The sequence below is a fragment of the Pseudoalteromonas sp. MMG012 genome, from assembly GCF_018100875.1.
GTDB lineage: Bacteria > Pseudomonadota > Gammaproteobacteria > Enterobacterales > Alteromonadaceae > Pseudoalteromonas > Pseudoalteromonas aurantia.
Genome location: NZ_JAGJEF010000010.1, coordinates 19,401 through 40,489 on the forward strand (window position 1 = coordinate 19,401; position 21,089 = coordinate 40,489).

Consider the following 21,089-nt stretch of genomic DNA (forward strand, 5'->3'; position numbering starts at 1 on the left):
CGATGGGTGGCAGAATTGTTTGCCACTTGACTTAAAGTATTTCTGTAAGGTTACCCAGCCTCATGTTTAAAAAATTACGTGGATTATTTTCTAATGACCTATCTATTGATTTAGGTACGGCCAATACTTTGATATATGTAAAAGAGGAAGGCATTGTATTGAATGAACCTTCCGTTGTCGCGATACGCCAAGAACGTGCTGGTGGTCCTAAAAGTGTTGCATCGGTAGGTACTGCAGCGAAACAAATGTTAGGTAGAACACCTGGTAATATTAAAGCAATTAGGCCTATGAAAGATGGTGTTATTGCTGATTTCTATGTTACGGAAAAAATGTTGCAGCACTTTATTAAACAGGTGCATAACAATAACTTTATGCGTCCGAGTCCGAGAGTACTGATTTGTGTTCCATGCGGAGCAACACAAGTGGAAAAACGTGCCATTCGTGAATCTGCAATGGGGGCTGGGGCACGTGAAGTTTATTTAATTGAAGAGCCAATGGCTGCGGCAATTGGTGCAGGTCTTCCCGTCTCAGAAGCAACAGGATCAATGGTTGTTGATATTGGTGGAGGTACGACCGAGGTCGCTATCATTTCTTTAAATGGTGTGGTTTATTCATCATCAGTTCGCATTGGTGGCGATAAGTTTGATGAAGGTATTATCAACTATGTTCGTCGTAACTTCGGGAGCTTAATTGGTGAAGCGACTGCTGAACATATAAAACATGAAATAGGATCGGCATTTAAAAGTGAAGAGCCGATTGAACTTGAAGTTCGTGGCCGTAACCTTGCTGAAGGAGTGCCACGCTCATTTACTTTGAATTCTCATGAAATATTAGAGGCTTTGCAAGAACCTTTAATGGGGATTGTGAGCGCTGTTATGGTTGCGCTTGAACAATCTCCACCAGAACTGGCATCAGATATATCGGCTCATGGAATGGTATTAACTGGAGGTGGTGCGTTACTTAAAGATCTCGATCGCCTACTTATGGAAGAAACAGGCATACCTGTTGTTGTTGCTGATGATCCTCTGACCTGTGTTGCTAGAGGGGGTGGTAAAGCACTAGAAATGATAGATATGCATGGTGGTGACGTATTTAGCTACGACTAATGAATTTACTCTTTGGGCGTACTATTTCATTACAACTGCGACTGTCTGTCGCAGTTGTGCTGAGTGTGCTATTAATCTTTGGGGATCGTTATACTCAAGGTGGCACACTCGTGAGAACGAGCTTACACACTTTAGTGAGTCCGTTATTGTATTTCGCAAATGTTCCTTACGAGATTTTTGATATTGGTGCTAAAAGCTTGCACACACGGGATCAACTCAGACAAGAAAATAATCTCTTGAAAGAAAAGCAGCTGTTACAAAGCGAGCAACTTCAACAGCTGGCATTTTTGAAAAAAGAAAATCAAGAACTTCGAGCCTTATTGAATGCATCAGCTCGTCAGAGTAATACTCGGCTTATCGCTCAGGTTCTCTCAGTACATTCAAACCCTTATAGTCATCAAGTGGTGGTTAACAGGGGAACAATTGATGGTATTACGGAAGGCCAAGCTGTTATTGATGAGATGGGAGTGGTGGGTCAGCTTGCACAAGTTGGTACAACGACCTCTAGAGTACTGTTGATGACAGATATTACTCATGCAACCCCAGTGCGAATTTTGCGTAATGACGTGCGGACGGTGATTGAAGGTATTGGTAAAATAAATAGCCTTAAATTATCTCATGTACCACATAGTTTAGATGTACGTATCGGAGATGTATTGGTTACCTCGGGACTTGGAGGGGTTTTTCCTGAAGGGTACCCTGTTGCTGTGGTGACAAATATCAATAGAGATGAAGGTTTGCCGTTTGCACAAGTGTATGCGGAACCAGTGGCACAGCTAGATCGAATTCGTTTATTGGTTGTATTAGGAAAGTCAGCACAAGAGACATTAAGTAATGATTAAACGTAGTTATTTTTTAGTTGCTTTAAGTATCTTTTTTGCTTTGGTAATGGCATTAATGCCATTACCAATTTCGGCTGAACCGTTTCGACCTGATTGGGTATTATTAGTATTGATGTATTGGTCTCTTGCGGTGCCACATCGCGTCAATATAGGCTGGGCCTGGATAACGGGTTTAGTTATAGATTTGGCTATGGGGTCACCACTGGGTGTAAATTCTTTAACATATTCTGTATGTATTTATATTACCGTGAGTAATTTCCAAAAAATCCGCAATTTCTCAATTTGGCAACAAGCAGTTTTGATCGGGTTGTTTTTGACCTTATATCATTTATTGCAGTTTTGGCTAAATCACTTTCTGCTCGATATTTATTTCAGTCCACACTATTTATGGCCAGCCTTTACGGGCATGTTATGTTGGCCCTGGATTTTTTTACTGCTCCGTAAATATCGACGCCAATTTAGGATTCGTTAATGATCCCTTTATATTTAGCGTCAGCTTCAGCAAGACGAAAGCAATTACTTACTCAATTGGGCTATGAGTTTGAACAGTTTAGTGTTGATGCAGATGAAACGCAGTTGCCATATGAATCAGCGTTAGAATATGTCGAACGACTGGCAATACTAAAAGCCCAATCGGGCGTCGCTATGGGGTATATTGACCGGCCAGTTTTAGGCAGTGACACGGTTGTTGTCATCGATGGTGATGCACTGGGCAAGCCTATTGATAAAGATAACTTTATGGCGACAATGCAGCGTTTATCTGGCCGTACCCACCAAGTATTGACCGCTATTGCATTGGTAACAGAGGAGCGGGTGATTAGCTCAGTTGTGAGTACAGATGTAACCTTTAAAACACTAAGTGAATTGGAAATGAGTGATTATTGGTTAAGTAATGAGCCTCAAGATAAAGCGGGTGGTTATGGTATTCAAGGTCTAGGTGGGCGTTTTGTAACCAATATATCAGGTAGCTATTTTGCCGTTGTCGGCTTACCTTTATATGAGACCGAGGCATTAGTCCAACAATTTGTAGTGGAGATAACATGAGTAGTGAATTACTGATTAATGTTACGCCGAGTGAGAGTCGTGTTGCACTAATTGAAAATGGTGTTCTCCAAGAAGTTCAAGTTGAGCGTATAGGCAATTTAGGTATTGTTGGTAATATTTATTTTGGCAAAGTAAGCCGCGTTTTACCGGGTATGCAAGCTGCATTTGTGGATATTGGTTTGGAAAAAGCAGCATTTTTACATGCTTCAGATATCGTCAATAGTGCTTCTTTTGAAGAAGGGGTGGATGATCAGCCAGTAAAAAAAGTTCAAGATATACGAGAGTTGGTTAAGCAAGGCCAATTTATTATGGTACAAGTGGTGAAAGACCCACTTGGCACCAAAGGAGCGAGATTAACAACAGATATAACAATTCCTTCTCGTTATTTGGTCTTTATGCCAGATGCGACTCATGTAGGCGTGAGTCAGCGAATAGAAACAGAAGAAGAACGCAGTCGATTAAAAAAGATTGTCTCGCACTATAATGATGAAAATGGTGGTTTTATTGTTCGCACCGCGGCAGAGGGTGCTACTGAAGCGGAACTACAACATGATGCACAGTTTCTAAAAAAACTGTGGCAAAAAATAGTGAGTCGAAGAAAAAAAGCGAGTAAAGCCAGTATTCTACATGAAGATTTGACACTCGCTTTTCGAACGCTACGGGATTATGTTGGTGAAGACATGGAGCGTATTCGTGTTGATTCTAAGCTGACTTATCAAGAGCTAAAAGAATTTACCGAAGAATTTGTCCCATTGCTTGCGCAAGTGCTTGAATATTATCCTGGTGAGCGGCCAATCTTTGATTTGTTTGATGTCGAAAGTGAGATTCAAAAGGCTTTGCATCGAAAAGTTGATTTGAAGTCAGGTGGTTATTTGATCATTGATCAAACTGAGGCAATGACTACGGTTGATGTGAATACCGGAGCGTTTGTAGGGCATAGGAATTTAGAAGAAACCATTTTTAACACAAATGTTGAAGCTACCTCTGCGATCGCTCGTCAGCTTAGGTTAAGAAATCTGGGCGGCATTATTATTATCGATTTTATAGATATGATATCAGACGAGCATAAGCGTCGAGTTTTGCATTCTTTGGAAACCGCACTCGCAAAAGATCGAGCAAAGGCAAATATAAATGGATTGTCAGCACTTGGCTTAGTTGAAATGACACGTAAACGTACGCGTGAAAGTTTAGAGCATATTCTGTGTGGGGTGTGTCCAGCATGCTCTGGTAGAGGATCATTAAAAACAGTTGAAACGGTTTGTTATGAGATCTTGCGTGAAATTGTTCGGGTAAATAGAGCATATGATTCAGATAAATTCATGGTATATGCTTCACCCGCTGTGAGTGAAGCACTGACAAACGATGAGTATCATAACTTGGCTGAATTGGAACTATTCATTGGAAAACCAGTCAGTATTCAAATAGAGAGTTTATACAGTCAAGAACAATTTGATGTTGTCATGATGTAAGGCGGCACGGGGTTAAATGCAAGCTAAAAAGATTTGCTTTTTTTGTTTCAGAAAAGTGTGGCAAATATTTGCTGTAGCACTGGTCGTTATGGCTGTGTTGGTATCGCTATTAAAATATACTTTACCGTACGCAAATGATTATAAACATGACATTGAAACACTCATTAATAAACAATTTGGTGTTGACTTAGCCATTGGTGCTATTAGCGCTAGTTGGCAAGGTACGGGCCCTGCACTGGTGCTAGAAAACCTTACGTTTGAAGATAATCAAAATGCACCGATTGCTTTAAGTATTGCAAAGACCAGTTTGCAACTGAATGTGGTCGAGTCACTTAAAAACTGGCAATTGCGTTCAGATTACTTCGTACTTAATGGTTTTGTTGCCGATGTGAACTTACAAGAACTCAATAAGTTAAAATCAAATGACGATAGTGAGTTTGAACAACAATCATTAATTGAAAGTTTATTCTTAGGTGAAACTGGACACTTTTCAATTCAAAAAAGCCAATTGAATTTAGTCACTGACTTAGGGCGTAGGCACACATTATTGCTTGAAGATATTACGTGGCAAAATAGTCCCACAGCCCATCAAGGTGTGGGGGAAGTAAGTATTCCTGGTTTTTCACAAGGTCATTACTCAGCAAGACTGTCTTTTACCGGTGAGCGACTGAGAGAGTTAAGTGGGCAAGTTTACTTGCGTGCTTCAAAAGTGGATGTAACTGATTGGCTTACGCAATATTTAAATAAAGCCAAGGTAGGGATCCATACAGAACTCAATGGTGAACTATGGCTCTCGATGAAAGAGGGTGAGCTTGACGATGTACATGTTAACTGGTTACCAAGTTATATCAAATGGTTAGATAACGGGCAAAGTGAACGGATTGAGTTAGCGTCAGGGCAAGTGTTGTTGGCACCCTCTAAGCAAGCATTGGCTTGGGAGCTGAATACCACGCCATTACAATTGCTTTATAATGATGAACCGTACTTGAAGACTCAAATTCAAGGTGAATTTGACGCTAAGCAACAACAAGTTTGGTTTACTAACGTCAGCCTAGAGCTTTTATCTGATTTAGGTGCTCTCACCAATTTTGACTTCACTGAGCGAATTACTAGGCATAAGCCTCATGGTATGGTTGAGGGAAAGTTTGAGTCAAATACAGAGCAAAATTTTGCATTATGGCTAGGTGGACGAGATATTGCTTGGCGGCAAGTTGGGGGGATTCCCGGTGCTGATAACATACGACTTGAGTTAACCGTTAACCAAGATAAAGGCGCCGTTTCGATATTTTCTGAAAATGCACAATTTCAGACCTCAGGTCTATTTGATAAATCTTTGAGTTACAACCAACTCAATCTGGAGTTGCAGTTTTTTAAAGACAATAACAATTGGCATGTACTGAGTGATTCATTATGGTTTGATAATGATGACTTAACCATTGCAGGAGAAATGCATTTAAATCTTACTGAGCAGCCTGAATTGGATTTATATGTTGAGGTGCTCGGCGGCAGTGCTGAAGTGGCTGGTCATTACTTTCCTCAGACGCTGATGAAGCAGAGTTTAATAAAGTACTTGAATGATGCTATTTTAGGTGGATTTCATCGTGAGTCTCAAGTGTTATTTTCTGGGCGGTTAACGGATTTCCCTTTTAGTAATGGTCAAGGTCAATTTGATGTGGTGTCCAAGATTGATAATGCCGAATTTGCATTTGCGCCACAGTGGCCAGCAATAAAAAATGCAGATGTTACATTGCATTTTGCTAATGAGAGAATGGATATTTATGCCCATACGGGGCAGTTAATCAATCAGCAGATTGATAATTCGGTTGTGGTGAGTATTGCCAACTTAGATGAAGCAAATGAACTTATGGTTGATATCAACCATACGACAGCTGCCCAAACGTTACAGACTTTTTTTACTGCAACACCATTGAAAGATCCATTAGTTGAAGTATTGAATATCGTCCAAGGACAAGGGGGGGTGACAGGTAATATTGGACTAAAAATTGATTTACATGATTTAAATGTACTGGCATCAGGGGAGGTCACGTTGCGTGACCTGCCAATTTATTTGTCAAAACCTGGGCTGCAACTTGAACACGTTAATACAGTTTTAAAGTTTTCTGATGATGTGATTTCTATTTCAGATGCGACAGCGACTTGGCTGGGTATGCCGTTAGAATTTAGTGTTAGTGGCGATGGTAATGAGACAAAATACCAAGTTGATATCTCGACCAGCTTGTTAGCGCAAAGCGACAAGTTGTTACCCTATAGTGAAGGTTTACTCTATGGTTATCTATTAGGTGAAACCGATTTAATGACAGATATTAGTTTAGTTTTTAATGAGCAATCATTTAACTACACGGCGGTGTTTTCATCAGATTTAGTCGGTATGACGAGTAACTTTCCGTTACCGTATCGAAAAGAAATAGACAGTGTTAGGCCATTAAAAGGCATAGTTCAAGGCGATGATATATCAAATTTAATTACTGCAAATATTGATAATTCTTTATTTTTTAACGCAATTTTGGATAATGAAACAGGTGCCTTGAGTAATGCGCATATCATTTCAGGAGCGCATGATAAGGGATTGGCGCAGCAAGATTTTAGAGTATCAATAACTCAACCTGAATTATTGCTTAAACCTTGGATCCCGTTCATTGATCGTTTGATTGACTTAAGGGATAAACCAGCGAGCCAAACTCCATTATTACCTCCATTAAGTGCAATTAGGGCTGAAATAGGTAAAGTTGATATGGAGGGAGTTTCGTTTAATGATTTCGAAATGCGCTTAGAGCCGAGTATCGATGGGATGACAATGCGTCTCAATGCAAAAGAATTACGTGCCCAAGTACTGTTGCCGTCAGGAGGTTCAAGTCGTCCAATTGCTATTGATACGGATTATCTCAGGTTAAACTTACCTAAAAATAAACAAACAGAAGATCAAACTGAGATTTTGCTATCTAACCCTCCCGAAGACCTGAGTTGGTTAGCGCGTTTACCAGCTATTGCTTTTAACTGTTCAGATTGCCGAATTGATAATTATCAACTGGATGCTGTTTCAATCTCGTTATTTGGTGACGGCAATAAACTAGTTGTACCAGAGTTGGTTATTGATAAAGGAGATCATGTATTACGAGGTCAAGGGCAATGGTTCGATGGCATTACCCGTGTTGATGGGATCATGAATAGTAAAGATATTGGTGAGCTATTTGATGAGTTTGACTTAACGTCAACCATAAAGGATTCAAAAGCGAATATCGGGTATCAACTGCATTGGTCGGGAGCACCGTTTGATTTACATACTGCTAGTTTAGGCGGAGAAATAAACTGGGAGCTCGGTGATGGACACTTGACTGAAATAAGTGATCAAGGTGCTCGGGTTTTTTCTTTATTGAGCTTAGACTCATTGGTACGTAAGTTAAAATTAGATTTTAGAGATGTATTTTCGAAAGGCTTTTTCTACAATAAAATGCAGGGAACAGTACAATTAGAACAAGGGATTGCATATACCAAAGATACCAGGATGGATGGTGTGCCTGCAGATTTGAGTATTCAAGGGTATGCAAACTTAAATACACAAGAAATTAATTATGATCTCGCCGTAGCACCACAAGTTACATCAAGTTTGCCCGTCATAGTTGCTTGGATGGTGAACCCTGTCACCGGGTTGGCTGCGCTGGCACTAGATAAAGTGATTCATTCGGCACGGGTCATTTCTGAAATTAAATTTAAGGTAACAGGGACAATGGATGAGCCCGTGGTTACTGAGATTAATCGAAAAAGCCGAGAAATGGAATTGCCCCAGGCTGCCCAAAATACGCCTCCTCAATCATCGCAAAGCGACGCAGCAGTATTGCAACGCAAAGAGGTTGATAAAGTGCTTTATATCAATCGTTCAGAGAAAGGCGTATAAAATGCGAACGGTTCCGCAAGTTGTGGCAATACAAATGTGCTCGAGTGTCGATCCCGAAGTGAATTTTGCTTATCTATCAAAGCAATTAGAATTACTCGAAATATCTTCTCCAACATTGGTGTGTTTGCCTGAAAGTTGGCTGGCATTTAGTCATACAAGCAGTGATACTTTGGCATTGAGTGAGTCTAATTGGCAATGGATTGAAAAACTTAAATTGCTTTGCCAACATTACGGAATTTGGCTTGCAGCTGGCACAATCGCGTTACCTTATAAAGATGGACAGTATTATGCTGCAAGTATATTGCTGAACGATAAGGGAAATATTGTAGCCCAGTACAATAAAATACATTTATTTGATGTAGACGTTGATGATGGTTCGACAGGGTATAGAGAATCAACACACACAGTGGCAGGTCGAGATGTTGTTGTGGTTGATAGCCCGTTTGGAAAAATAGGCTTAAGTGTATGTTATGATGTGCGCTTTGCTGGTCTTTACCATATGATGGTGGAGCAAGGAGCGCAGCTTTTATTGGTCCCAAGTGCATTCACAGTGGTAACAGGAGTTGCGCATTGGCAGCCATTATTACAAGCTCGTGCAATTGAAACTCAGTGTTATGTTATTGCTGCTGCGCAAACAGGGGTACACGAAAATGGCCGCAAAACCTTCGGACATAGCCTAATATTATCACCATGGGGTACGGTACTTGCCGATGCAGGAAAAGCACCTAAAGTGATCCAATCTGATATTGATTTGGTAGAACTCATGCAAATCAGAACTAAAATGCCAGTATTGGCACATAATCGATTTAAGAGTGAATTTTATGAATAATGTTGAACAACATTTGTTAGCTGATAGTCAATTGACCAGAGAGCAGCTTGAACAAACGCTAAATTACATTCACCAACATCAAGTGGATTATGCAGACTTATATTTTCAATCGAGTTATAACGAAACTTGGGTCTTAGAAGATGGCATCGTTAAAGACGGTAGCTATAACATTGAGAGGGGCGTGGGTGTTAGGGCATTATCAGGAGAGAAAACGGGTTTCTCATATTCAGATGCGATTAACTTTGATGCTTTAAGTAAAGCAGCGATGGCCGCACGCAGCATTGCACAATCGGGTGAATCTAAAAAAGTTCAGGTATTTAGCGATATAGCCGTAAAGCAGCAATTTTCAGCTGTACAGCCAATCACTAAGATGGCGGATGCTGATAAAGTTGCACTGTTACGTGAAATTGAAGCACATATTAGAGATATAGCCCCTGATGCCCAGCAAGTTGTTAGTTCAATTTCAGCGGTATATGAAGAAGTACTTATAGCAGCGAGTGATGGAACTTTTGCAACCGACATTCGTCCATTGATTCGACTTAATTGTTCTGTATTACTGGAAAAAAATGGTCGTCGAGAACGTGGTGGTGCCGGTGGTGGAGCTCGATTAGACTACGGTTATTTTAAAGAGTTAGTGGACGGGAAGCCACGTTGGCTAGAGTATGCAGAAGAAGCGGTGCGTATGGCGCGTGTTAACTTGGAGGCTGTAGATGCACCAGCAGGTGCTATGCCAGTGGTATTGGGTGCTGGCTGGCCAGGAGTATTATTACATGAAGCCGTTGGGCATGGCTTAGAGGGCGACTTTAACCGAAAAGAGGCATCTGCATTTAGTAGCAAAGTAGGTCAACAGGTGGCTTCAGAACTGTGTACTGTTGTAGATGATGGTACCCTCGCAGACCGTCGAGGATCTTTAAATGTGGACGATGAGGGAACGCCTGCTGCATATAATGTTTTAATTGAAAAAGGTATCTTAAAGGGATACATGCAAGATAAGCTGAATGCACGTTTAATGGGCGTTGCGCCAACGGGCAATGGACGCAGGGAGTCTTATGCACATTTGCCAATGCCAAGAATGACCAACACGTATATGTTACCTGGTGAGGATACGCCAGCAGATATAATTAGTAGTGTTAAAAAGGGAATCTTTGCGTCTAATTTTGGCGGCGGGCAAGTTGATATTACATCTGGTAAATTTGTATTTTCTGCCTCTGAAGCGTATTTGATTGAGAATGGAAAAATAACGCGACCGATTAAAGGTGCAACCTTGATAGGTAACGGACCTGATGTGATGCACAAAGTTTCAATGGTTGGTAATGACTTACAACTCGATAGAGGTGTTGGGGTGTGTGGTAAAGATGGTCAAAGTGTCCCCGTGGGGGTTGGCCAGCCAAGTTTAAAAATTGATGAAATTACGGTGGGTGGAACGGCGTAATTTAGTTTGATATTAAGCATAAAAAAACCAGCATCGGCTGGTTTTTTTTATGCTTAAAGATACGAATTAAGGCATCATGGTTTCTTTTAAGTATTGGAATAGTTCTTTAAATCCTTTTGCTGGCTTTTCAGCATCGGACTCTTTTTTGGCCTGACGAACGAGTTGGCGCATTTTCTGGCGTTCTAAACTGGGGAATTCGACGAGTAGCTCGTTAATTTTTGAGTCACCTTGTTGGATTAACTCGTCTCTCACAAGTTCAATCTTATTGAGAAGCACATCTGCTTGATTATTTTTATTCAGCATTAAATCAATCGCAGCTTCTATTTCTGCGATGTTTTCAGTCGTTCTTAGCGTTTTAGTGATGTAGTTCATATGTCTACGATAAGCTTCACTTTTCGCTCTAATCTTATCAGCGACAACCATTGCTTGCAGCAAGTCTTCTGTTAGGGGAAGTTTATCACGTTGCTTTTTTGCCATGCTGGCTAAGTCGAGAGCAAGTTGCTGATACTGTTGGGCATCACGTTTCAGTTCACTTTTGGAAACGTAAATAATTTCTTCTTCAATTTCGGGTTTCTTTTTCTTAGCCATGGTTCAAACTAGTCGGAATCTATTTGTGCTAAGTATACCAATTATAAGTTGGAAAAGCTTTGCTTGAATGGGGCGATAATCGTGATGTGTGTTAGCATTAATATAAAGCAATAACTTATCAGAGAAAATGCCCATGAGCAAAACCCAACAAGATCCCATTTATCAACAAATTGATGACGTAAAGCAGGCTGTGTCAGAAGCCCTTACACATGCGAAAAAGTTAGGAGCGACGGCTGCTGAAGCTGCAATGTCAAGTACCTCCGGTTTATCAGTAAGTACTCGCATGGGCGAAGTTGATACGATTGAATTTAATCAAGATGGAGGCTTGGGGATCAGTGTTTATGTTGGTAATCATAAAGGGAGTGCATCAACTGCCGATTTGAGTCCCAAAGCATTGCGTTCAGTAGTAGAAAAAGCGGTTGATATTGCCAAGTTTACCTCAGACGACCCTTGCAATGGTGTGGCAGACAAAGCGTTATTAGAAATGTCACCACCAGATCTTGATTTGTATCACCCGTGGGATGTATCCCCAGAAGAAGGTATTGAGTTTTGCTTAGACGCTGAAAAAGCAGCGTTAGAATTTGATAAGCGCATAGTCAATTCTGATGGTGCAAGTTTTGCTAGCCATCAAGGTTTACGAGTTTATGGTAACAGTCATGGGTTGGTGGCAGGTTTTCCTCGTACTCGTCACACATTAAGTACGATGGTTATCGGACAAGATGGTGAGCAGATGCAGCGGGATTCTGCATATACAATTTCTCGAGAAAAAAATGGGTTAAAAGTGGCAGAATCAGTGGGTATTGAAGCTGCTGAATCTACGCTTGCTAAATTAAATAGCCGAAAAATAAAAACGATGAAAACGCCTGTCGTATTTCGCGCTGACATTGCTAATAGCTTATTTGGGCACTTAGTGTCAGCCATTGGCGGTGGCGCTTTATACCGAAAATCAACCTTCTTGCTCGACAGTTTGCATACTCAGATCTTTAATTCGTGTGTTTCAATTAAGGAACGCCCCCATTTATTAAAAGGGTTAGCATCAAGCCCTTTTGATAGCGAAGGGGTGATAACTCAAGATCGCGATATTATTCATGGTGGTGAATTACAGACCTATTTAATGGCTAGCTACGCGGCTCGTAAGTTAGGCATGACGGCGACAGGACATGCGGGGGGGATCCATAATTGGTTAGTACAACGGACACATGATGACTTATGTGCTGTGTTAAAAACAATGGGTACAGGTTTATTGGTAACAGAATTAATGGGTCAAGGAGTTAACACGGTGACTGGTGATTATTCACGTGGAGCAGCTGGTTTTTGGGTTGAAAATGGTCAAATTCAATACCCCGTAAGTGAAATCACCATCGCTGGTAATCTAAAAGATATGTTTAAAGGTGTTCAAGCTATAGGAGGCGATGTTGAAGTGCGAGGGAGTGTGCAAACAGGCTCAGTGCTTATTGAATCGATGCAAGTGGCAGGGGAGTAAGCCTGTTGGATAAGGTTTAAAGGCCGGTTGAGTGCCTTTAAACCTTGAGCTTTAAGTTAAAAACCAAGTCGCCGTGCCTAGAAAAGCAAATATACCGACAATATCAGTTACGGTTGTAAGTACTACGCTCCCCGCTAAAGCAGGGTCTATTTTCATTCTTTTAAGAATTATTGGGATACTCGCACCAGCGATACCAGCGGCAAGTAAATTCATAAACATCGCAAAGGCGATAACAGCACCGAGTGTGAAATCCCATTTCCATAGCGCAACAACACCAGCTATCAATAATGACCAAAGTAATCCATTTAAAGCGCCAATGGCTAACTCTTTTCCGAGAATAAACCGTTGATTAGTTTGATTAATATGGCCAAGCGCAATCCCTCGAATAACAAGTGTTAGAGTTTGGCTACCAGCCACACCACCCATGCTAGGAACTATCCCGTTTAGGACCGCAAGAACGGGTAAAATATCGAGTGTATTCTCGAAAAAGCTTGCAACAAAAGCAGCTAGAAGCGCGGTTAATAGGTTGATCCCTAACCAAATCGAACGGCGGCGGCTACTTTGTAAAACAGGCGCAAAGGTGTCTTCTTCGTCATCTAAACCAGCCATACTGAGGAGGCTATGTTCCGCATCCTCTCGAATAACATCGACGATGTCATCAATTGTAATTCGCCCTAGTAGGTGGTTATTATCATCGACAACCGCCGCAGAAATCCAATTATGGCGCTCAAATAGTTGTGCGACTTCGGTTTCATCCATTGAAATAGGGATCGATTCTTTATCTTCGTCCATGAGGTCATGAACCAGTTTATCCGGCGGGTTGGTTAACAGTGTACTCAATGGCATAGCACCGATAAAGCAGTTGTCTTTATCTACTACATATAAATCATCAGTGCCGTCTGGTAGCTCGCCTTTCAACCGCAAGTAGCGTAATACAACATCTAATGACACATCAGCTCGGATTGTGACTGTATCGCTGTTCATCAGTGCGCCAGCAGAGCGTTCTTGATACGATAGCGCTTGAGTGGCACGTTCACGATCTTGTGTGTCCATACTACCGACAACGTCGAGGTAGATGGTATCAGGTAAGCCCCGTAGTACTTCTCCTAAGTCATCATCACCCATATCTTCCGTAGCGGCGGCAATAAGCTCAGGGTCCATTTTTGCGATAATGCCAAGACGCACATCTTCAGACAGTTCTTCCAGTACGTCACCTTGTATATCAGGGTCGACCAGCTTCCAAAGCTGGGTACGTACTTTGTGCGGTGAAGATTCAAGTAATAGGGCCGTATCACATGGAGCTGTTTCTGCTAAAATTCGCCTGACTTGAACAAATTGTCCACTATTAAGCGCAAGCGTGACTTGCTGGAGTTGTTGTAGCGTATAATCTTGTTCAAGCGCTTCAGGCATAGGCGTCCTAATGATGTTGTTTTGTTAGTATCTTTACGCGTACCCAGGTGATTTTATACTATATAATAAGAAATTGAGTGATGCAGAGGTACGCAGCCTTTGGCTTGAGAGTTTAACGTACTTTAGAGTGTGTTGCCATGTGAGAAAGAGGTAATAATATTAACTTCTTGTGCTTGGAAAGTTATTCTTGCTCGTGAAATTTTTGTTCTATCAAGGTGCCAATCGCGTTTAAGGCAGATTGAGCATCAGGCCCTTCGCACTTGATCCTTACGTATTTTCCTTGGCTACTTTCTAACAAAAGTAATGCCAAAACACTGTCGCCAGCAGCTTCTTTGTCATCTTGGTATAAGGTAATTTTTGCGTCGAACTTGATGGCCAGTTGTGCCAGTACTGTTGCGGCTCTGGCATGCAGACCACACTTATTCTGAATTAAGAAAGTACCCTCATAATACATTGTATTAATTGTTTTGCTCACGATGACGGATCTGAACATTTGGATGAGATCGTTGAAAACTTTCCCCAATTGTTTGCGCTAAATACACAGAGCGATGTTGCCCGCCTGTACAGCCGATAGCGATGGTAAGATAGCTGCGGTTATTACGTTCAAGATGGGGTAACCACGTTTGTACAAAGGTTTGAATTTGCCAAGTGAATTTTTGTACGATGCTATGCCCAGCTAAATACTCTTGAACGGGTTGATCTAAGCCCGTTAGTGGTTTTAGTTCTGGTTCCCAATGAGGGTTAGGCAGGAAGCGTGCATCAAACACATAATCAGCATCTTTTGGCATGCCGTGTTTAAAGCCAAAAGATAAAAAGGTAATAATAAGTTGTTTATCTTTTTTACCTAAAATCCGCTCACGGATAGATTCAGCTAACTGGTGGACACTGAGGTCGGTTGTATCAATAAATACATCGGCACTGGTGATCAGTACATCCAATAGCTGCTTTTCTTCTTTAATCGCCAGATCTAATGGTAAGTTATTTATAGAGAGTGGGTGTAGCCTGCGAGTTTCAGAAAAGCGTTTGATCAATGTTTGATCATCACTGTCCAAGTAAAATAATATCGGATTAGCAAATCCTGGTAAATACTCAAGAATATCGTTGAACTCTTGCTGTTGTTTTGGCAAGTTACGCACATCAATACTGACCGCAATTTTGTCATAGCTCTCAGACACGCTTCTAACCAAAGACGGAAGTAAATTGACCGGAATATTGTCAACACAATAGTAGCCTAAATCTTCTAACACTCTTAATGCAACGGACTTCCCAGAACCAGAGCGACCACTAATAATGATTAATTCCACAATTATCCCCTATTTACTAATCTTGAGCCTTAATAATACTATAGAGCTCGGTATCATTGCAGGCATGTCTCAACTGCTTACAGAACTCTTTATCTTTTAAGCTTTCAGCAATTGCAGCGAGTGTTTTCAGATGCTGTTGATTATCACCTTCAGGTACAATGAGTGCAACAAAAATATCGACTGGACGATTGTCTATGGCATCGAATGGAACTGGTTTTTTACTAACTAATATCATCGCAAAAACTTGTTCGATACCTTGCATTCTGCCATGTGGAATAGCGATGCCTTTACCAATTCCAGTGCTGCCTAACTTCTCTCTAGACATGAGTGCAGATAAAACATCATGCTGTTCTAGGTGGGGTAACTGTTCATGTGTAAGTTCGCTAACGTATTCGAGAATACGTTTTTTGCTATTAAAAAGGACCGCAGCTTTACTGCAGTCCTTGTTGATTATTGAGCTAAGTTTCATGGTTAATGTCGAGTAAGCTTTTCTTTGTGTTTGATTACTTGTCTGTCTAGCTTGTCAACCAAACCATCAATAGCAGCATACATATCTTGATGCTCGGTAGAGGCAAATACTTCTGCTCCGCTTAAGTGTAAGGTCGCTTCGGCTTTTTGTACGAGTTTTTCAACATCTAAAATCACATGCACATTATTGATATGATCAAAGTGCCTTTCTAGCTTCGCAAACTTGGTGTTGACATAGTCTCTTAGTGATTCAGTTACTTCTACGTGACGACCAGTTAAATTTAGTTGCATGAGCATTTTCCTTCTTTGATATTACGTCTTATATCAAGCTTTTACGCTGATTCGACGGTGGAATGGCTAACGACTCCCGATATTTTGCTATCGTACGTCGGGCCACTTTGATTCCTTGCTCTGCCAATATATCCGCAATTTTGCTATCACTTAATGGCTTAGCAGTATTTTCGGCGGCAATGAGCTTTTTGATCAATGCTCTAATCGCTGTGGAAGAGCATTCACCTCCGTTTTCGGTACTCACATGGCTCGAGAAGAAATATTTCAACTCAAAAATGCCCCTAGGTGTGTGCATATATTTTTGTGTTGTGACACGTGAAATAGTGGACTCATGCATCTCTACCATTTCAGCCACATCATTTAGCACCATAGGTTTCATTGCTTCAGGGCCATGTTCAAAGAATGCCTGTTGTTGCTGCACAATGCAATTAGTTACTTTCATTAACGTATCATTGCGGCTTTCTAAGCTTTTAATAAACCATTTAGCTTCTTGTAAATGCGAACGAATAAATTGACTATCAGTGCTTGATTTCATTGAGCGAGACATCGCCGCATAGTGATCATTGACTCTAATTTTCGGCATTGAATCAGGGTTTAATTCAACTAACCATCGGCCTTTCACTTTTTTCACAGAGACATCAGGTATGACATATTCAGACTCTTCGCGGATGATACTGGCCGCAGGTTTTGGATTTAAGCTGTGTATTAGAGTCATGACTTCTTTTAAATCGGACTCTTTCAGCTTCGTCTTTTTCATTAGCGTTCGATAGTCTCGACTTGCAAGTAAGTCGATATGTTCGGTGAGCACATGTTTAGTATGTTCCAGCCAAGGTGTACTTTTATCAAACTGATTAAGCTGGATACATAAACATTCTTGTAAGCTCCGAGCAGCAATGCCGACAGGGTCAAATAATTGAATGCGTTTCAGGACAGCCTCAATTTCATCAAGTTCAATGGCATCTTCTGAACTCTCGTCATTAAGGCTTTCTAAGATTTCATCGGTCGATAAGGTTAATAAACCACCATCATCCACGGCTTCCACAATAGCGACAGCGATCCCTCTATCAGTATCACTAAACGGGGTCAGTTCTAGTTGCCACATTAAGTATTCATGGAGCGATTCGGTGGTTGCGCCTTGGTACATGTTTTCGTCTTCAGGCATAGGGCCGCTGCTTGTTGCTGGTGCAGCACTCATGTATTCATCCCATGTGACATCCATCGCAAGTTCTTCGCTAACAGTGTCTTTACTCATAGCCGCGTCTGCATCAAGCTCATAGTCACTGACTGGAGCTTCTTCAATACTGTCTGAATTAGATTCTTCTTTCGAGAGCTCTTTATGTTCTTTTTCTATATTTTCGTTGTCGTTTTCATGCTCTGATTCTTCAACTTCCAGTAATGGGTTGCTGTCCAAGGCTTCTTGGATTTCTTGTTGGAGATCTAGCGTGCTCAATTGCAACAAGCGGATAGCCTGTTGTAATTGGGGTGTCATGGTTAATTGCTGACCCATGCGCAGCTGTAACGATTGCCTCATGTATCTCTAACAATCCTTTCTATTAATCAATTATTAAAATTACCTAGATACTATAACTATAGCCTGAATTGTTCACCTAGGTAGACATCTCGAACAGTTTGATCGGCAAGCACGTGTTCTGGAGTACCTGATGCAATTAATTCACCATGTGAAACTATGTATGCTTTTTCGCACACATCAAGTGTTTCTCGTACATTATGATCTGTGATCAGAACACCTATACCGCGTTTTTTTAAATGTTCGATAATTTTCTTTATATCTAACACCGAAATTGGGTCAACACCAGCAAAAGGCTCATCTAACAGGATAAATTTTGGGTTTGCGGCTAAAGCGCGAGCAATTTCGACTCTTCGACGTTCACCTCCTGACAATGCCATACCTTGACTTGTACGTATATGTTGGATGTTGAATTCATCTAATAATTCATTAAGAATTTGCTCTCGATCAGGTTTACTCAGCTCATTACGAGTTTCTAAAATAGCCATTAAGTTCTGGTAAACGGTTAACTTTCGAAAGATGGAAGATTCTTGCGGTAAATAACCTATGCCTAACCTTGCTCGACTGTGCATCGGTAACAGGGTGATATCGTGGTCATCAATTGTTACGGTACCGTTGTCGCTTGGCACTAATCCAACAATCATATAAAAACTGGTCGTTTTACCTGCCCCGTTGGGGCCTAGCAAGCCAACAATACTGCCTGCCTCGACGGCAAGGCTGACATTTTTTACGACTTGTCGTCCTTTGTAGCTTTTAGCCAAAGCGGTTGCAGTCAAAGTACTCATTTATTATTTGCCTTGTTCTTTATTCGATTTTTTTTCTGGGACTAGAATTGTGTGTACTCGGCCAGTATTTTCATTACCCTTTTCAGCATTTATTAATTGTTTATCCATATCGTAAATTATGGATTGTGCTTTTATGATTTGGCCTGCTTGGTTAATTTCTGCATCACCTTTGATTGTCAGCTTTTTATTCGCTACATCATATCGAACCTCACTCGCCGTGGCACTTAATACGGTGCCATCAGCTTGTGTCTCGGTAAAACGCGCTGGGTTACCTGTAGCGACAAGCAGTTGTTTATTTTCTCCTAACTCAGCCCGTCTATGCACTTCTAGGCGATCAGCGTTAATTTGTCTATTACCATGTATAATTTCAACATTTTGTTCAAAAATACCAATGTTGGTTTTTAATTGTGCGGTTTGCTTGCCTGCTTTAATTGATACTTGTGATGCAAAGTCATTATTGTTGGCCGCAAGCGCGCTGCTGAATGTAAGCCCAATAAAGGCTACGGTGACTATTAATCTATTGGTCATAATAAATGGTTCTAGTATGGTTAATTAGCTCTATAACATCGGTATTTAAATCGGCGTGCAGACCTTTACCTGTGATGAGTAAGTCTGGACCTGTGATTTCTACCGGTTGCTCCGATTGCATTAGTTTATTGATAATTTCAACCCGAATATGGTCCGCGTTGATATGTGTAATCATGGCTTTATCTGTTAGATTTTGCGCCACAACATTACCTTCCAAAATGAGTATGTTATTTTCGTATAATGTGGCTTCAGTTGCTGTGATTTTCCAGTTTTTAGGCCCGTTATATAAAGTAAAAATAGGTGCTTCAAAATGGCTAAAGCCAAGCTCTTGATATAATTCCATTTTATCCGCAGTTACTGTATGGCTACGAACACCCGTTTCATCATAGATTGTTTGTTGTAATTGTGTTGCTATATAATCTGGCTTAGCAATGACATCACTGGTACCGTTTTCTGATGACGGGGGGTGGGTGAAGTAAGGGTACCACAACCATCCCATAATCATTGAAAAGATAATCAATAATGCAATTCGATTTATGGTCATGTGCTTGTTCCAGTGGTACCTAACGAGTGACCTTGTGCTAACATAATCAAATCGGTTAATTCACGTACAGCACCAAACCCTCCAGGTAACATGGTTGTATAATGCGCAACGCGCTTTATAAGAGGGTGAGCATCGTTAACTGCGACTGAAAAGCCCACTAATTGCATGACGGGCAAATCAGGGCCATCATCTCCGATATAAGCGATGTCTTCATCTTGTAAATCTAATGCTTGCTTTAGTGTGTCATATGCCAGCAGTTTATTTTCTTGGCCTTGATAAATATGCTGTACGTTTAAGCTAGTCATTCTTTGCTGAACAATCTGTGAATGCCGGCCAGTAATAACGGCAACTTGCACGCCACTATTGATTAGAGCTTTGATGCCAAACCCATCTTTTGTATTAAATGCTTTTAATTCTTCACCGTTGTTGCCAAGGTAAATCCGACCGTCAGAAAAAACGCCATCAATATCACATATCAGTAGCTTAATATTAGCAGCCTTGCTGTATGCAACATCACTGATAGGTTGATATAAGTCTGAGAATTGCATTATAAAACTCCTGCTCGTAGTAAATCTTGCGTATTTAAAGCACCGACCGGGTAGTGGTTATCATCTATGACAATCAAACCATTAATTCGTTTCGTTTCCATTATATTCAATGCTTCAGCTGCAAGAATATTTGCATGTACGGTTGCACAGCTTTTAGTCATTACCTCGCTAATGAGTGCGTTATGTAAATCAATTCTTTGTTCAATGATTCGCCTTAAATCCCCATCTGTAAAAATACCACATAAGCGAGATTCAGAGTTAATTACGGCTGTCATTCCTAATCCTTTGGCTGACATCTCGAAAAGCGCAGCTTTTACCGTGTCTAGATCAGTCACTACGGGTACTTCGGCGCCTTTGTGCATGATGTCATCGATGGTCAGTAATAGTCTTTTCCCTAATGCACCACCAGGGTGAGAAAGTGCAAAATCATCGGCTGTAAAGCCTCTTGCCTCTAACAAAGCGACGGCGAGTGCATCACCCATTACCAATGTTGCCGTTGTACTAGCTGTTGGAGCAAGTCCTAATGGGCAGGCTTCTTTCGATACGGCAATACATAAATGTACATCGGCTAACTTAGCAATGGTTGAGTGCGAATTACCGGTCATTGCGATCGTTTTTGCGCCAATGCGCTTAATCACAGGTATGATACTCAAAATTTCGCTCGTTTCACCTGAATTAGAGATCAGCAGGACAGCATCTTCTTTGGTGATCATGCCTAAATCACCATGACTGGCTTCCCCAGGGTGAACAAAAAAAGCGGGGGTACCAGTACTGGCAAATGTCGCTGCAATCTTACTCCCAATGTGACCTGATTTTCCCATGCCAATGACTATCGTTCTACCTGTACAATTAAAGATAGTTTCACAGCCAGCTTCAAAGCTCTCATCGATATACTGCGTGATTTCATCTATAGCTTGGCGCTCAATTTTGATCACTTGTCTTGCAGTCTTAGAAAAATTTATTTGGCTCATCAGTGA

Annotated in this window: 21 protein-coding genes; 9 read left to right on the forward strand and 12 right to left on the reverse strand. The window is 41.1% G+C overall.

The features are described from left to right. The first annotated feature begins 62 nt into the window (after nt 1–62). Genes J8L97_RS05300 through tldD form a run of 8 tightly spaced genes read left to right on the forward strand, consistent with a single transcriptional unit; the run spans nt 63 to nt 10,635 of the window. Nucleotides 63–1,106 carry a rod shape-determining protein gene (locus J8L97_RS05300; RefSeq protein WP_192506299.1) on the forward strand — a complete coding sequence of 348 codons (1,044 nt, stop codon included), beginning with the start codon at nt 63–65 and terminating at the stop codon, nt 1,104–1,106. Continuing rightward, nucleotides 1,106–1,948, forward strand: a complete 843-nt coding sequence (gene mreC, locus J8L97_RS05305) for a rod shape-determining protein MreC (RefSeq protein ID WP_192506300.1) — start codon at nt 1,106–1,108, stop codon at nt 1,946–1,948. Before J8L97_RS05300 ends, mreC begins: the two co-directional genes overlap by 1 nt. Next, a complete protein-coding gene (mreD, locus tag J8L97_RS05310; protein ID WP_192506301.1) occupies nt 1,941–2,420 on the forward strand; it encodes a rod shape-determining protein MreD in 480 nt (159 codons plus the stop codon). The genes mreC and mreD overlap by 8 nt, the downstream gene beginning before the upstream one ends. After that, nucleotides 2,420–2,992: a nucleoside triphosphate pyrophosphatase gene (locus tag J8L97_RS05315; RefSeq protein ID WP_211048153.1), complete on the forward strand. Its 573-nt coding sequence runs from the start codon at nt 2,420–2,422 to the stop codon at nt 2,990–2,992. The genes mreD and J8L97_RS05315 overlap by 1 nt, the downstream gene beginning before the upstream one ends. Next, entirely contained in the window at nt 2,989–4,461 is a 1,473-nt protein-coding gene (gene rng, locus J8L97_RS05320) for a ribonuclease G (protein WP_192506303.1), read from the forward strand. Before J8L97_RS05315 ends, rng begins: the two co-directional genes overlap by 4 nt. 16 nt (nt 4,462–4,477) lie before the next feature. Then, nucleotides 4,478–8,374, forward strand: coding sequence for a YhdP family protein (locus J8L97_RS05325; RefSeq protein ID WP_211048154.1), 3,897 nt, complete (start codon nt 4,478–4,480; stop codon nt 8,372–8,374). Nucleotide 8,375: 1 nt separating this feature from the next. Next, entirely contained in the window at nt 8,376–9,203 is an 828-nt protein-coding gene (locus J8L97_RS05330) for a carbon-nitrogen hydrolase family protein (protein WP_211048155.1), read from the forward strand. Then, nucleotides 9,196–10,635 carry a metalloprotease TldD gene (gene tldD, locus J8L97_RS05335; RefSeq protein ID WP_211048156.1) on the forward strand — a complete coding sequence of 480 codons (1,440 nt, stop codon included), beginning with the start codon at nt 9,196–9,198 and terminating at the stop codon, nt 10,633–10,635. The genes J8L97_RS05330 and tldD overlap by 8 nt, the downstream gene beginning before the upstream one ends. A gap of 66 nt (nt 10,636–10,701) precedes the next feature. On the opposite strand, the gene yjgA is transcribed toward tldD, so the two are convergent. Continuing rightward, complete coding sequence (yjgA, locus tag J8L97_RS05340) at nt 10,702–11,223, reverse strand: ribosome biogenesis factor YjgA (RefSeq protein WP_192506307.1); 522 nt, start codon at nt 11,221–11,223, stop codon at nt 10,702–10,704. Nucleotides 11,224–11,356: 133 nt separating this feature from the next. On the opposite strand from yjgA, the gene pmbA reads away from it, so the two are divergent. Beyond that, on the forward strand, nt 11,357–12,706 hold the full coding sequence (gene pmbA, locus J8L97_RS05345; protein ID WP_211048157.1) for a metalloprotease PmbA: 1,350 nt from the start codon (nt 11,357–11,359) through the stop codon (nt 12,704–12,706). A 51-nt stretch (nt 12,707–12,757) separates the two neighbouring features. Here pmbA and mgtE read toward each other — a convergent pair whose 3' ends face one another. The 11 genes from mgtE to J8L97_RS05400 form a co-directional block, all read right to left on the reverse strand. Continuing rightward, nucleotides 12,758–14,116, reverse strand: coding sequence for a magnesium transporter (gene mgtE, locus J8L97_RS05350; RefSeq protein WP_192506309.1), 1,359 nt, complete (start codon nt 14,114–14,116; stop codon nt 12,758–12,760). Between the two features lie 181 nt (nt 14,117–14,297). Beyond that, a complete protein-coding gene (locus J8L97_RS05355; protein ID WP_210995987.1) occupies nt 14,298–14,570 on the reverse strand; it encodes an HPr family phosphocarrier protein in 273 nt (90 codons plus the stop codon). Between the two features lie 4 nt (nt 14,571–14,574). Continuing rightward, entirely contained in the window at nt 14,575–15,420 is an 846-nt protein-coding gene (rapZ, locus tag J8L97_RS05360; protein ID WP_192506310.1) for an RNase adapter RapZ, read from the reverse strand. A 16-nt stretch (nt 15,421–15,436) separates the two neighbouring features. Further along, the gene (locus J8L97_RS05365) at nt 15,437–15,889 is read right to left on the reverse strand and encodes a PTS sugar transporter subunit IIA (protein ID WP_211048158.1); all 453 of its coding nucleotides are present in this window, start codon (nt 15,887–15,889) and stop codon (nt 15,437–15,439) included. A 2-nt stretch (nt 15,890–15,891) separates the two neighbouring features. After that, nucleotides 15,892–16,179 carry a ribosome hibernation promoting factor gene (gene hpf, locus J8L97_RS05370; protein ID WP_010361359.1) on the reverse strand — a complete coding sequence of 96 codons (288 nt, stop codon included), beginning with the start codon at nt 16,177–16,179 and terminating at the stop codon, nt 15,892–15,894. A 28-nt stretch (nt 16,180–16,207) separates the two neighbouring features. Beyond that, nucleotides 16,208–17,710 carry an RNA polymerase factor sigma-54 gene (locus J8L97_RS05375; RefSeq protein WP_192506312.1) on the reverse strand — a complete coding sequence of 501 codons (1,503 nt, stop codon included), beginning with the start codon at nt 17,708–17,710 and terminating at the stop codon, nt 16,208–16,210. A gap of 56 nt (nt 17,711–17,766) precedes the next feature. Continuing rightward, nucleotides 17,767–18,492: an LPS export ABC transporter ATP-binding protein gene (lptB, locus tag J8L97_RS05380; RefSeq protein ID WP_192506313.1), complete on the reverse strand. Its 726-nt coding sequence runs from the start codon at nt 18,490–18,492 to the stop codon at nt 17,767–17,769. A 3-nt stretch (nt 18,493–18,495) separates the two neighbouring features. Then, a complete protein-coding gene (lptA, locus tag J8L97_RS05385) occupies nt 18,496–19,020 on the reverse strand; it encodes a lipopolysaccharide transport periplasmic protein LptA (RefSeq protein ID WP_210995838.1) in 525 nt (174 codons plus the stop codon). Further along, complete coding sequence (gene lptC / locus J8L97_RS05390; RefSeq protein ID WP_211048159.1) at nt 19,010–19,564, reverse strand: LPS export ABC transporter periplasmic protein LptC; 555 nt, start codon at nt 19,562–19,564, stop codon at nt 19,010–19,012. The genes lptA and lptC overlap by 11 nt, the downstream gene beginning before the upstream one ends. Then, a complete protein-coding gene (gene kdsC, locus J8L97_RS05395) occupies nt 19,561–20,112 on the reverse strand; it encodes a 3-deoxy-manno-octulosonate-8-phosphatase KdsC (RefSeq protein WP_211048160.1) in 552 nt (183 codons plus the stop codon). The genes lptC and kdsC overlap by 4 nt, the downstream gene beginning before the upstream one ends. Then, nucleotides 20,112–21,083, reverse strand: coding sequence for a KpsF/GutQ family sugar-phosphate isomerase (locus tag J8L97_RS05400; protein WP_211048161.1), 972 nt, complete (start codon nt 21,081–21,083; stop codon nt 20,112–20,114). Before J8L97_RS05400 ends, kdsC begins: the two co-directional genes overlap by 1 nt. Nucleotides 21,084–21,089 lie beyond the last annotated feature (6 nt).